Source organism: Dokdonia genika, from assembly GCF_042652845.1.
GTDB lineage: Bacteria > Bacteroidota > Bacteroidia > Flavobacteriales > Flavobacteriaceae > Dokdonia > Dokdonia donghaensis.
In genome coordinates, this window is record NZ_JBHSHB010000008.1 from 459315 (window position 1) to 472419 (window position 13105).

Sequence of the window (13105 nt, forward strand, 5' to 3'; positions counted from 1 at the left end):
TCCAAATTTTAGAAATATGATTACAAATACAGAGTTGCAGCAAAAAGGCAACCAGTTTCCAAATAAAGTCGTTGATTTTAAAAAGGATGCAGATATATTATATTTTACAACCGAAAATGAAGTAATTCTCCAGCTCACGGTATTGCGTGACAGTGTGATTAGATTTCGTTTTGGAACAGGTGGTGTCTTTGAGCCAGACTTCTCTTATGCGATAGATGAAGATGGTATAAGAGGGTACAACCACCTCGAGCTTGAGGAAGATGATGCTTATTATTTTGTGCATACTGCAAAGCTCAAAATAAGGATAGAAAAAAATAGTTTACAAACTTCCATATTTGACATAGAAGGTAATCTTATAAATGAAGATGAGTTAGGTTTTCACTTTGAGGAGAGCTTTGAATACGGAGGGAATATTGTAAAAATGAGTAAAAAGGCACAACACGCAGAGTCCTATTATGGGCTGGGTGATAAGCCTATGCACTCAAACTTAAGAGGAAAGAGAGTGCACAACTGGGCGACAGACCAGTATGCCTTTGGCAAGGATCAAGATCCTATTTATAAGTCGGTTCCTTTTTATATAGGTCTTACTCAAAAGAGGGCTTACGGGATATTTTTTGATAATACGTTTAAAACGTTTTTTGACTTCTGTCAAGAGCGTATGGGTGTTACAAGCTTCTGGGCACAAGGTGGTGAGATGAATTACTACTTTATTTATGGTCCAGAAATGGCAGATGTTGTAGGTAGTTATACTAACCTAACAGGAGTGCCAGAGCTACCACCATTATGGGCACTGGGTTATCACCAGTGTAAGTGGAGTTATTTTCCAGAAAGTAATGTAAAGGAGGTAGCAAATAAGTTTAGAGAACTAAAAATACCTTGTGATGGTATTTATCTAGATATCGATTATATGGACGGCTGGAGATGTTTTACTTGGAACAAAGACTACTTTCCAGATCCAAAACGTATGGTAAAGGAGCTTGCAGATGACGGCTTTAAAACAGTTGTTATTATAGACCCAGGTATTAAGATAGACAAAGATTACTGGGTGTATCAAGAAGGGATAGAAAATGACTATTTCTGTAAACGTGCAGATGGTCCTTATATGAAAGGTAAGGTATGGCCAGGTGAATGTAACTTCCCAGATTATACAAATCCTGAAGTACGTGACTGGTGGGCTGGATTATTTAAAGAACTCATACAAGAAGTAGGTGTAAAAGGTGTGTGGAATGATATGAACGAGCCTGCAGTGATGGAGGTTCCAGGAAAAACCTTTCCTGCAGATGTGAGACATAACTATGATGGGCACCCTTGTAGTCATAATAAAGCACATAACATTTATGGTACACAGATGGCGAGAGCCACTTATGAGGGTGTTAAGAAATTTGCCTACCCTAAGAGACCATTTGTAATCACACGATCTGCTTACTCTGGCGCGCAGCGCTACACAAGTAGCTGGACGGGAGATAATATCGCAAGCTGGGAGCACCTATGGGTAGCAAATATACAGGTACAGCGTATGTGTATCTCTGGTATGAGCTTTACCGGAACGGATATAGGAGGCTTTGCAGAGCAGCCTACAGGCGAGTTATATGCAAGATGGATACAGCTAGGTGTTTTTCATCCATTTTGTAGAACACACTCTTCTGGTCATCACGGTGATCAAGAGCCTTGGACTTTTGATGAGGGTGTGACAGACATTGCACGTAAGTTTATAAGCTTACGATATAGGTTACTACCCTATTTATATACAATGTTTTATGAGTATATAAAGAAGGGGACCCCTCTACTAAAGCCTCTTGTATATTTTGATCAAGAAGATGCACAAACGCACTATCGTACAGATGAGTTTATCTTTGGGCATCACATCCTTGTATGTCCTATTTTAGAACCTAATGCAAAAGGTAGACGTATGTACGTGCCTAGAGGAGAATGGTATAATTACTGGACAAAAACTCCTGTAAAAGGAGGTAAGGAGCAATGGGTAGATGCAGATATAGATGAAATCCCAATGTTTGTAAAAGAAGGAACTATCTTACCTAAGTACCCTATCCAGCAATATGTAGGTGAGCTTGAGATAGAGCAAGTAGAACTTGAGGTATATTACGGTCTTGGTAAAAATGCTTCAAAATTATATGAAGATGCTCAAGATGGGTACGATTATAAAAAAGATCGTTACAGTTACCGCACTTTTAAAATGGTAGGTAGAGAAAAAGACTGGATTATACAGCAACACAAGCGTGGTGACTTTATCACTACTTATGACACTTTTCGAATACATTTAATAGGTCTACCTTTTGAAATTACGACTATAGAGTTAGATAATGAAGTAATTTCTATGGAAGATGTGCAGTTTGACCCGAAAGCTTGTGCTTTAATCATTAAGAAAGATTTCACAGAGCTTCATCTAAGTGGTATTTAACATTTCTGTATTTTTATAAATAATATCAAACCTTATTACAATGAAACTTAAAAATACATTTGTTCTTATAATGACCGTACTCTTAGTATGTGCTTGTAAGACGAGCCCTTTTACAGGAAAAAAGACACTTAACTTTGTAAGTAACGATCAGCTATTTCCGATGGCTTTTCAACAATATGATGCCTTTCTTTCAGAAAATAATGTTATTACCGGTACGGCAGATGCAAATATGGTAAAGAGTGTAGGTGAGAAAATTGCTGTAGCTGCAGAGCGTTACCTTACAGCTCTGGGAGAGCCAGGTTATTTACAAGATTATCGCTGGGAATATAACCTAGTAAAAGACGAGGCTGTAAATGCGTGGTGTATGCCAGGTGGGAAAATTGTAGTGTATACAGGTATATTACCTATCACACAGTCTGAAACAGGTCTTGCAATGGTTATGGGGCACGAGCTTGCTCACGCACTTGCAGATCACGGTGCACAGCGTATGAGTGCTGCACAGTTACAGCAATTTGGTGCCGTAGCCACTGCAGTAGCAGTAAGTGGGCAAGAGCAAAGCAAGCAACAACAGATAATGCAACTGTACGGTGTAGGTTCACAAGTAGGGGGTATGCTTCCTTTTTCACGTAGTCACGAGACACAGGCAGACGAGATAGGTATTGTAATTGCTGCAATAGCAGGTTACAACCCAGATGAGGCTGCAGAGTTATGGAAACGTATGAAAGCTGCTAGTGGAGGTCAAGCACCACCACAAATATTAAGCACGCACCCATCATCAGACTCGCGTATTGCAAACCTCACTGCAAAAGCGCCTATGGCAAGAGCAGAGGCAGCAAAGTTTGGAGTGACAAGTTTCAAATAAGAATTTACAATAATATATAGTTTAAAAAGCTGTGCACTCGCACAGCTTTTTTATTTTAGTGCTATGAAAGAACAACTCAAAAAAGGCGATAAGAAGTTATTAAACGCTTGGGCGTTTTATGACTGGGCAAACTCTACATACAGTCTTGTCATTGCATCTGCTATATTCCCTTTGTTTTATGGTGCACTTTTTAGAGGAGCAGGTATAGAAGAAATTGAGGTTTTTGGGATGATGTTACGTCGTAGTCCGCTTATATTTTATACCACTGCTATTGCATTTTTAGTCGTGGCTATCATATCTCCCATACTCTCTGGTGTGGCAGATTATCTGGGTAACAAAAAGTTCTTTTTAAAACTCTTCTGCTATCTAGGAGCTTTATCTACAATAGGTTTGTACTGGTTTAGCCTTGAGCATATATACCTGAGCCTTACGTTATATGCCCTGGGACTTATAGGTTTCTGGGGGAGTCTCGTTTTTTATAATTCATACTTGCCAGATATAGCCTATCCAGAACAACACGATAAGATAAGTGCAAAAGGGTATTCCCTAGGCTACATAGGGAGTGTGTTGCTACTTATAGCTTGTTTAGTAATGATACTTGGGTATGAAACATTTGGTTTTGAAGATGAAGGTTTCCCTACACGACTATCTTTTGTGCTTACTGGTGTCTGGTGGATAGGTTTTAGCCAGTATACGTATGCTTATTTACCTCAAGGAAATCAAGCGCAAGGAAAACTTACCAAAGATGTGTTCTTTAATGGCTTTAAGGAGCTAAGAGCCATTTGGTCTTCTATGCAAGACCAGCTACGTCTTAAAAAATATCTTATTGCCTTCTTTGTATACAGTATGGCGGTACAGACAGTGATGCTTGCTGCAGCATATTTTGGGGAGCAAGAACTAGAGTGGGGGAGTGATAGTGAGCGCACGACGGGATTAATTGTAAGTATACTTTTAATACAACTTGTGGCAGTGCTGGGTGCCATACTTACTTCAAAACTTTCGGCACGTGTGGGTAACATAAAAGCACTGGTCATTATTAATGTGATCTGGATTGTAATTTGTGCCTGGGCATACTTTGTATATACGCCCTTCCAGTTTTATATTACTGCCGGTTTTGTAGGTTTAGTAATGGGTGGTATACAATCACTCTCGAGGTCTACGTATGCAAAGTTTTTACCAGAGACAGAAGACACAACATCATACTTTAGCTTTTATGACGTTGCCGAAAAAATAGGGATCATCATCGGGATGTTCTTATATGGTTTTATAGAAGAGATCACCGGTAGTATGCGTTACTCTATTGTATTTCTTATACTGTTTTTTGCAGTAGGAGTAGTGCTTCTGTACAGAGTCCCAAAAGAGAATAAATAAACATAAGGTTTCCGCTTTCGCGAAAGCGTACAACAAAACAATCTTTGCAAGCAATTAATCTGTTTATTAAACGGTCTAGAATGGCTTGAAGCGTTTTTCTAATATTTATATACTATGAAGAGTTTTATACAAGAATTTAAAGATTTTGCCGTAAAAGGTAATATGGTAGATATGGCAGTGGGTATCATCATAGGTACTGCTTTTAATAATGTGGTAAATACCATTGTAAAAAAGGTGGTAATGCCACCACTTTCTTTACTTACCGATGGCATAAACCTACGAGAGCGTAAGTACATTTTACGAGACGCCGAAAATGAGGCAGATGTTGTTGCGATAGGCTATGGTGAGCTCATAGAGGTGGGGATAGATTTTGTTATCATAGCTTTGACTATATTTATAGTCATAAAAGGGATTAACAGATTTAAAGAAAAATCTGAGGACCCAAAAAATACGGAAGAAAAAACACCAAAAAACATTGAACTCTTAGCAAATATTGAACACTTAATGCAAGAGCAAAACAAGATTCTTAGATCACATAAGGAGTCATAAATTGCTTGTATAACAGTCCAATAAAATGTTTATGTTTGCGTTTAAGGTTCACAAAATCCTACATCGATGAAAAAGCTACACTACCTACTCTTATTTATAATGCTAGCCTCAGTCACAGTAATCTCTTGTGATGATGAACAACTAGAGGGCGAGTTTTCTGTAACTGGAGATGGTTCTGAGCCTGGAGAGACAGATCCAGATAGTGATACGTGTGAAACAGCATTTGATGTATTGCAAACTTCACAAGCAGTATTTGCTTCATCTTCTGAAGCAAATTATACACAGGCCTGTACGACCTATGCGCTTGCACTTGAGGCAACTATAGAAATATGCGGTGATAGTTCTGGAGAGCTACAATCCATACTTACTACGCTAGGCGACTGTACAACACCAGACCCGTGCTTACAAGCAGAGCTAGCTACAGAGGCAGCGCTGGAGGCACTTAACAATGCTACAGAAGAAAATGAAGAGCAGTTATGTCTCGCATATAGTGCCGCGTTAAGTGCACAAATAGAAGCGTGCGGAGATGCAAATGGTAGTTTACAAGCAACTATAGATAGTCTTAACTGTGGTGGAGATTGTGCCGCTGCCGAAATTGCAACAGCAGAAGCTCAAGAAATATTTAACGCAGTAGACCCTCAAGATAGTGATGCTTATACGGCTGCCTGCGCAGATTACTCATTTGCACTGCAGGAACAGATTACAGCTTGTGGAGATCCAGACGGAAGTCTAGATGCAATTGTTCAAGAGCTAGGGGATTGTAACCCACCAGAAGATGATGGACCGGTGTATGGAACTATAGGAGGAACGTTTACAAACTTTGATAATGCAGTAGTAACTATAGATGGTTCTCTATTAAGCGTTGTAGCAACAGATACAGATACTGGCGACACCTTCACTTTTGATATTGTATTACAACAAACTGGAGATAATGTGATGCAAAACACAATTATTACTATAGATGGTGTAGTACTTACTGCAGCACCTGGAGGAACATCACCTTTTATTAATACAATTACGGCAAACGATGGTACTATAATCGTAGGAACCTTTTCTGGAGCATTTACAAACCCAGATAACGAAGAAGTATTTACGGTAGATGGAGTTATTAATATTGCTTATTAGTATCCATAAACGACATATTTTTAAAGAGCATCTGTAACCAGATGCTTTTTTTATGTGCGGTTATTAAGGATGGCTCATTTATTGTACTTTTAATTATATGAAGAATAGATATATAAAGAGTTTTGGGGTTGCAATACTTCTAGTTGTAACTACAAGTGTCGCTGCACAACGCGAGCGAGTAAAAGGTAGTCGTAATGTCATAGATGTTTCTGAGAGACTAGATGGCTTTACCGCAATCAAGGTGACAGATGGTCTAGAGGTGACACTTATGGCAGATTCTCAAACCGGTTATGACCTAGAGATGGATGATAACCTAGTTGAACTTATAGATTTTGACATTAAAGATAGTCTACTTGTGGTCTCAACCCGCAAGGATATACGTAGTGCAAAAAGACTTAACATTACTGTGCGATATACAGCACTGAGCGCTGTAAGTTTAGATTCAAAAAGTAGTGCCTTTGTATCTACAGCCATAGAGGGAGATATGTTTACGGGTAGTTTTCTAGATGGAAGTCGTTTCAACGGTGAGCTCAAAACGAGAGAGGCAGATATTATGGCAAACGGCAACTCAAAGTTTGAGATAGATTACACTGGAGACGATATACGTGTGAATTTAAGTGATAACGCTTTCGCGAAAGCGGATATAAACACCGTAAAACTCTCAATAATTGCTTCAGGAAGATCTGATATAGCGTTTACAGGAAATGCTAGTGAAGCTACTTTTACAGTAAATCAAACCGCTCAATGTAAAGGACTCTCCTTTGATGCAGACATAGTGCAGATAGTAGGAAGAGAAAGCGGTAGCGTGACGCTAAGTGTAGATGAGAAGGTAACACTTGACCTTTCAGATAAGAGTATGGTACAACTTTATGGCGAGCCAAAAATTATAGTAGAACGATTTTCTGGTACCGCGAGACTACTTAAGAAAGAACTATAATATGTTATAGGTAAAAAAGCCCTCGCAAGAGGGCTTTTATTGTATTTGGGGCAATAGTTTTATCCTCTAGAGATATCTCCAGATCCAGAAACCTTTGTGTCTTGCTTTGTAGGGTTACCTACATATTCTATATCTCCAGATCCTGTTACTCTAGCGCGTATGCTCTTCTCACAACTTACTCTTATATCTCCAGACCCTGTAACCTTTGCATCTACATTATCTGCTTTAAAGCGTCCTGCTTCAAGATCTCCAGATCCCGTTACACTTGTCTCGTGATCTCTTGTGCTACCTCGTAATACCAAATCACCAGATCCAGTAACACGACTCTCTGTGCTGCTAGCTTCTACTACAAGATTTATATCACCAGATCCAGATACAGAAACTCTAAAGTTATTCGCCTTTATAACATCTGTACTCATAATCTCGCCAGATCCAGATAATGATACTTGGTTTAAATCTCTAAAAGGTACGCGTATTTTAATGTCTTTTCCCCAGCTCGTTTTTAGGTTTTGCTTATTTTTTACCTTGATAGTAAGTCTGTCACCATTTACTTCGGTCTCAATGTATTCAAGTAGGTTACTCTCTCCTTCAATAGTAATTTCTCCTTCATTACCGGCAACAAGTGTCACGTCAAAAAAGCCAGCAACACTTATCTCATCATAGTCACCTACGTTACGAGTTATAGTTTCTAGTTCGCCATTACCTTTTACGCTTTTTCCCCACCATTGTGCGTGTATTTGAGTACTTGCTAAAAGGACTAAGCTGAGTGTGATTAATTTTTTCATAATAGATTGTTTAGTTGATGATTGAATTTAGTTTCTAAATAATGTAACACCCCCATACTCTGAGTTGATGTTTATGTTGTTGTTAGTAGAAGATGATCCTTTGTACCCTTCATAATATTTGTCTGAAGATTCTACACGCTCTACATTAAAAGTAAGTTCATCTTTACCACTCAAGCCTGCATACTCAAGTTTAATATTAAAGGTAAAGTCATAAGCAGGACTGTATCCCACTTTTATGCCAGTATAATCGCTTTGTATCACCACATCACCAGCATCACCAGCAAGTTCTTCTATACGTATACTACCATAATCTGCATTAATATTTAAGTTACCGTGTACAACTCCTATCTTTGCAGAGAGGTAATCACCACGACCTATAATGTCATTACTTTCTGTTGTTTTTACAGATCCATAATCACAGTTGTAGTTGAGATTTTCAATTTTTCCAAATTCAGACTTCGTATAATCTGCATTGAGTTCTATATCACCACCACGTTCTAACATAAAGCTTGAGTAGTCTGCATTAATACGGCCACTTTTCATATAAGAGATGGTACTGTTTTTTGTGTAGTCAAAGTTGAGGTAGTTATCCTCTGCAAGTAACTCGCCTATAGTGATTTTACCATAGTCACAGTTTATTTTTGCATTGCCCTCAAGACGGTCAAGGCTTATACCCCCGTAATCATTGCTTATATCTATCATATTAGTAGCTGGGAGTTTTATGGTGTAGTTAATTTCCATATTTACATTATTGTTTTTCCAGCTATTCCACCACGAGCGACTGCTACTTCTCTCAAAATTAGTCTTAGCACTTACATAAGATGGAGAGCCTTCAAAACGTACATCTATCTCATCTAGCTTTTCTTGCACGCGCTCTTCATCATTTCCATTAGTTTTTACAAGCACTTCTATGACAATACGGTTTTCATTCCAGCTTACCATATTTACATTACCGTATGAGTTATCTATAACCAGTTTTGCATCTGCATTAACGTTATATTCTTTTTTGATTCTTTTCTCCTTAGTATATTTCCCTTTAGGGTAGTTGTCACTTGCCATTACCATAAAAGGCATAGCGAGTACAAAGAGTAGGAGGTGTGTAATTTTTGTTTTCATAGTAATAGTATATTATTTAAGTAACTAGAGAGTTACTGCTTTTTCAATTTTTCTTAATTCTTCGATGGCTTTCATTTGCTCTACTACATTTTGTAGGAGGTCAATGCGGTTCTGGAAGTTGTCTATCATAGCGTAGATCACACGCTTATCTTCACCACTCTCAGAAAGGTCAATTTTAAGTTTATCATATTGCTGCTCTAGCACTTCCAGCTGGCTTATGGCATCTTCTACCATAGCTTGGTTTTCTGGAGTCATCTTTTCTTTGATGTCAAAAAGCTCTCGTTCTATAGTCTTTGTAAAGAAGTCTTGAGTTTCTTGCATTTCTGGTGAGACATCTGCAAGTTCTTTATCACTCGAGCTCGTGTTGAACTGAGTAAAAATGACTCCGGCAAGCAAGAGCATACTCGCTGCTATAAAAAGAGGACGCATCCACTTTATGACTTTAGTTTCTTTCTCTGGAGTTACGGGAGCAGCTTGCGCCTGTAACTTTGCAAGAAAGTTTGCTTTGTGATCTGCACTAGGTGCAGCTGTATCTAGCTTGCCTTCTAGGCGCTTAAATACTTGATCTATAGGTTCCTTTTTCATTTTTATTTAAAATTCTTCGTAAGCTGTCTTTTGCTCTTGACACCATCGTTCTGCAGTTTGCATAGCTTACATTCATTATTTCACTCATTTCTTCATAGTCATAACCCTCTATAAGATGTAATGACAGAGACTGTCTGTAGTTGTCCTTTAATTCACTCATTGCGTTTACCACTTCTTGAGCACGTACACTAGAGAGATCCATCTCTGCTACACCAGCTGCATCGTCTTCTATTTTATATAGATGGTCATCTATAGACGTTTCATCTAGTCGCTTACTTTTATTGTAAGCATTGAGGCTATTATTTACAACGATACGTTTTAACCAACTCCCAAAAGATGCCTCACCCTTGTAGCTGTCTAGTTTTGTAAAAGCACTTAAGAAGGACTCTTGCATAATATCTTCTGCTTCTGCTTCGTGTTTTACAATGCGCAATGAGGTGTTATACATCGCCTTGTAATAGCGATTATAAACTTCCATTTGTGCACCCTGCTCACCTTGCTGGCATAGTGATAATAGATCGGTTATTTGATGGTTGGTAAAATTCACTTTTGGTTAATTCTATAGTAAAGATGTGGTAATTTTTAAGTTGTTACACTTTCGTGAAAAATTTATTTTATTTTTTTGATTCTCCTTTTGAGCACTAGCAGGCTAGTCTCCCTAAAGATGGTTCTTCCGGCCAAAGGTTTTACTATAATTATAAGGAAAGATAAGGGTTGTGGTTTACATTTTCGCGAAAGCGTACATCACTTGGCATAAGAATTGACTTAATGTAATGGTGAGTGACTATATACCATACATTACAGCGTCACTCGCCGATTTTAATAGAATAGTAATACTTAGATAGTCATAATGAGTGTAGCAATACCCGACATTGTGGCACATATATTATATGGCAAAACCAAAATTTACAACATTAGACAGATTGTCACTGCAAGAGATAGATGGAGATGCAGAGCTTATCCCGTTAATGACCCCAGAAGATGAGGAGGCGATTAATAATGAAGAGCTCCCAGAAAGTCTAGCAATATTACCTTTACGTAATACGGTACTTTTTCCTGGAGTTGTGATTCCTATTTCGGCAGGAAGAGACACCTCTATAAAACTTATAGACGAGGCAAATAAAGGAGGAAAGGTAGTAGGAGTAGTGGCTCAAAAAGATGAGTCTGTAGAAAACCCTACGGCAGATGATATAAATAAAGTAGGCGTGGTAGCACGTATACTGCGTGTTCTTAAAATGCCTGACGGTAATGTAACCGTAATCATACAAGGTAAAAAACGCTTTGAGATTAATGAAGTGACTCAAACCGAACCTTACTTAAGAGCCACGATAAAAGAATTTCCAGAAACACGTCCAGATAAAGGAAGTCAAGAATTTAAGGCTGCGATAGACTCTATAAAAGATCTTGCTCTTAAAATTATTCAAGACTCGCCAAATATCCCATCTGAGGCATCTTTTGCAATAAAAAACATACAGAGCGATTCTTTCTTAATAAACTTTGTGAGTTCTAATATGAATCTCACGGTGGCTGAGAAGCAGGAATTACTTCACATAAACGATTTACATAAACGCGCTATCGAGACGCTTAAGTTTATGGATATGGAGCGCCAGAAGCTGGAACTCAAAAATGATATCCAAAACAAGGTTCAAAATGATATGAGCCAGCAGCAGCGCGAGTACTTCTTGCACCAGCAAATGAAGACCATTCAAGAAGAACTAGGAGGATCTACCTCTGAGGATGATCTTGAAGAGATGCGCGAGCGTGCAAAGACAAAAAAATGGGGAGAAAAAGTAGAAAAGCATTTTAAGAAAGAGCTTTCTAAAATGCAACGTATGAATCCTCAAGTAGCGGAGTATAGTATACAGCGCAACTATCTTGACCTCTTTTTAGACCTTCCTTGGAACGAGTTTAGTGAAGATAAATTTGATTTAAAACGTGCTATGAAAATCTTAGACCGTGATCACTATGGTCTTGATGATGTAAAGCGTCGTATTATAGAATACCTAGCAGTATTAAAATTACGTAATGATATGAAGTCACCTATACTCTGTCTTTACGGACCTCCTGGAGTGGGTAAAACCTCACTAGGTAAATCTGTTGCCGAGGCACTTGGTCGAGAGTACATACGTATGAGTCTAGGTGGTATGCGTGACGAGTCTGAGATACGTGGTCACAGAAAGACTTATATAGGAGCAATGCCGGGTCGTATCATACAGAGCCTTCGTAAGGCAGGTACAAGTAACCCAGTCTTTGTACTAGATGAGATAGATAAGTTAAGTATGGGGAGTCAGGGAGATCCATCTTCTGCATTACTAGAGGTACTTGACCCAGAGCAGAATAGTGAGTTTCACGATAACTTCCTTGAGATGGGGTTTGACCTTTCTAAGGTAATGTTTATCGCAACTTCAAATAGCCTTAATACCATACAGCCAGCATTACGCGATCGTATGGAGATTATAAATGTAACGGGTTATACTATAGAAGAAAAGACAGAGATTGCAAAGAGACACTTATTACCTAAGCAACTTAAGGAGCACGGTATGACACCAGAGCAGCTTAAGATTGCAAAGCCACAACTAGAAAAAATTGTTGAGGGGTACACTCGTGAGTCTGGAGTACGTGGTCTTGAGAAGCAAGTTGCAAAGATGGTGCGCTACGGTGCCAAAAATCTTGCAATGGAGGAGGAGTACAATGTAAAAGTCTCTAACGAAGACATCATAGAGGTTTTAGGGTCTCCTAGAATGGAGCGTGACAAGTATGAAAACAATGATGTTGCTGGAGTAGTAACAGGTCTTGCTTGGACACGTGTAGGTGGTGATATTTTATTTATAGAGTCTGCCTTATCAAAAGGAAAAGGAACACTATCTATCACTGGTAACCTTGGTAAGGTGATGAAGGAGAGTGCTACCATTGCAATGGAGTATATAAAAGCAAATGCAGAACTTCTTGGTCTAGACTCAAAAATATTTGACAGCTATAACGTACACATTCACGTGCCAGAAGGAGCAACGCCTAAGGATGGTCCTAGTGCAGGTATCACAATGCTTACCTCTCTAGTATCATTATTTACACAACGCAAAGTCAAGAAGAGCATCGCAATGACAGGTGAGATAACCCTGCGTGGTAAAGTATTACCAGTAGGAGGAATCAAAGAAAAGATTCTTGCTGCAAAGCGTGCAAAAATTAAAGAGATTTTACTTTGTGAGCAAAACCGTCGCGACATAGAAGAGATAAAGCCAGATTACTTAAAAGGTCTTACCTTCCACTATGTAAAAGATATGAGTGAGGTATTAGAACTTGCTCTTACTAAGCAAAAAGTTAAAAACGCAAAGAAGTTATAAACTTGAGACTATAAA

The 13105-nt window shown here is 38.6% G+C and carries 11 protein-coding genes; 7 read left to right on the plus strand and 4 right to left on the minus strand.

The features are described from left to right. The first annotated feature begins 16 nt into the window (after positions 1–16). The 6 genes from ACFO5T_RS06095 (at position 17) to ACFO5T_RS06120 (ending at position 7263) form a co-directional block, all read left to right on the plus strand. Positions 17–2419, plus strand: coding sequence for a glycoside hydrolase family 31 protein (locus tag ACFO5T_RS06095; RefSeq protein WP_380032855.1), 2403 nt, complete (start codon positions 17–19; stop codon positions 2417–2419). A gap of 40 nt (positions 2420–2459) precedes the next feature. Then, a complete protein-coding gene (locus ACFO5T_RS06100; protein ID WP_021778560.1) occupies positions 2460–3281 on the plus strand; it encodes a M48 family metallopeptidase in 822 nt (273 codons plus the stop codon). Positions 3282–3344: 63 nt separating this feature from the next. Beyond that, entirely contained in the window at positions 3345–4652 is a 1308-nt protein-coding gene (locus ACFO5T_RS06105; RefSeq protein WP_380032857.1) for an MFS transporter, read from the plus strand. A gap of 114 nt (positions 4653–4766) precedes the next feature. Continuing rightward, positions 4767–5201, plus strand: a complete 435-nt coding sequence (gene mscL / locus ACFO5T_RS06110; protein ID WP_035325136.1) for a large-conductance mechanosensitive channel protein MscL — start codon at positions 4767–4769, stop codon at positions 5199–5201. A 66-nt stretch (positions 5202–5267) separates the two neighbouring features. Beyond that, positions 5268–6326: a hypothetical protein gene (locus ACFO5T_RS06115; protein ID WP_380032859.1), complete on the plus strand. Its 1059-nt coding sequence runs from the start codon at positions 5268–5270 to the stop codon at positions 6324–6326. A gap of 97 nt (positions 6327–6423) precedes the next feature. Then, positions 6424–7263, plus strand: coding sequence for a GIN domain-containing protein (locus ACFO5T_RS06120; RefSeq protein WP_380032861.1), 840 nt, complete (start codon positions 6424–6426; stop codon positions 7261–7263). 59 nt (positions 7264–7322) lie between these two features. On the opposite strand, the gene ACFO5T_RS06125 is transcribed toward ACFO5T_RS06120, so the two are convergent. Genes ACFO5T_RS06125 through ACFO5T_RS06140 form a run of 4 tightly spaced genes read right to left on the minus strand, consistent with a single transcriptional unit; the run spans position 7323 to position 10296 of the window. Then, the gene (locus ACFO5T_RS06125; protein WP_380032863.1) at positions 7323–8048 is read right to left on the minus strand and encodes a head GIN domain-containing protein; all 726 of its coding nucleotides are present in this window, start codon (positions 8046–8048) and stop codon (positions 7323–7325) included. A 27-nt stretch (positions 8049–8075) separates the two neighbouring features. Then, positions 8076–9164: a hypothetical protein gene (locus ACFO5T_RS06130; RefSeq protein ID WP_375252588.1), complete on the minus strand. Its 1089-nt coding sequence runs from the start codon at positions 9162–9164 to the stop codon at positions 8076–8078. A gap of 24 nt (positions 9165–9188) precedes the next feature. Continuing rightward, positions 9189–9749 carry a hypothetical protein gene (locus tag ACFO5T_RS06135; RefSeq protein ID WP_375252587.1) on the minus strand — a complete coding sequence of 187 codons (561 nt, stop codon included), beginning with the start codon at positions 9747–9749 and terminating at the stop codon, positions 9189–9191. Continuing rightward, a complete protein-coding gene (locus tag ACFO5T_RS06140) occupies positions 9718–10296 on the minus strand; it encodes an RNA polymerase sigma factor (RefSeq protein WP_035325130.1) in 579 nt (192 codons plus the stop codon). The genes ACFO5T_RS06135 and ACFO5T_RS06140 overlap by 32 nt, the downstream gene beginning before the upstream one ends. Before the next feature lie 343 nt (positions 10297–10639). Between ACFO5T_RS06140 and lon the strand changes: the two genes are divergently transcribed. After that, on the plus strand, positions 10640–13090 hold the full coding sequence (lon, locus tag ACFO5T_RS06145) for an endopeptidase La (protein WP_021778569.1): 2451 nt from the start codon (positions 10640–10642) through the stop codon (positions 13088–13090). Positions 13091–13105: the final 15 nt, after the last annotated feature.

What these genes read in the sequence shown, in the direction of transcription:
- ACFO5T_RS06095 (WP_380032855.1), top strand. Translation starts at nt 17, where the DNA reads ATGATTACAAATACAGAGTTGCAGCAAAAAGGCAACCAGTTTCCAAAT.
- ACFO5T_RS06100 (WP_021778560.1), top strand. Translation starts at nt 2,460, where the DNA reads ATGAAACTTAAAAATACATTTGTTCTTATAATGACCGTACTCTTAGTA.
- ACFO5T_RS06105 (WP_380032857.1), top strand. Translation starts at nt 3,345, where the DNA reads ATGAAAGAACAACTCAAAAAAGGCGATAAGAAGTTATTAAACGCTTGG.
- mscL (WP_035325136.1), top strand. Translation starts at nt 4,767, where the DNA reads ATGAAGAGTTTTATACAAGAATTTAAAGATTTTGCCGTAAAAGGTAAT.
- ACFO5T_RS06115 (WP_380032859.1), top strand. Translation starts at nt 5,268, where the DNA reads ATGAAAAAGCTACACTACCTACTCTTATTTATAATGCTAGCCTCAGTC.
- ACFO5T_RS06120 (WP_380032861.1), top strand. Translation starts at nt 6,424, where the DNA reads ATGAAGAATAGATATATAAAGAGTTTTGGGGTTGCAATACTTCTAGTT.
- ACFO5T_RS06125 (WP_380032863.1), bottom strand. Translation starts at nt 8,048, where the DNA reads ATGAAAAAATTAATCACACTCAGCTTAGTCCTTTTAGCAAGTACTCAA.
- ACFO5T_RS06130 (WP_375252588.1), bottom strand. Translation starts at nt 9,164, where the DNA reads ATGAAAACAAAAATTACACACCTCCTACTCTTTGTACTCGCTATGCCT.
- ACFO5T_RS06135 (WP_375252587.1), bottom strand. Translation starts at nt 9,749, where the DNA reads ATGAAAAAGGAACCTATAGATCAAGTATTTAAGCGCCTAGAAGGCAAG.
- lon (WP_021778569.1), top strand. Translation starts at nt 10,640, where the DNA reads ATGGCAAAACCAAAATTTACAACATTAGACAGATTGTCACTGCAAGAG.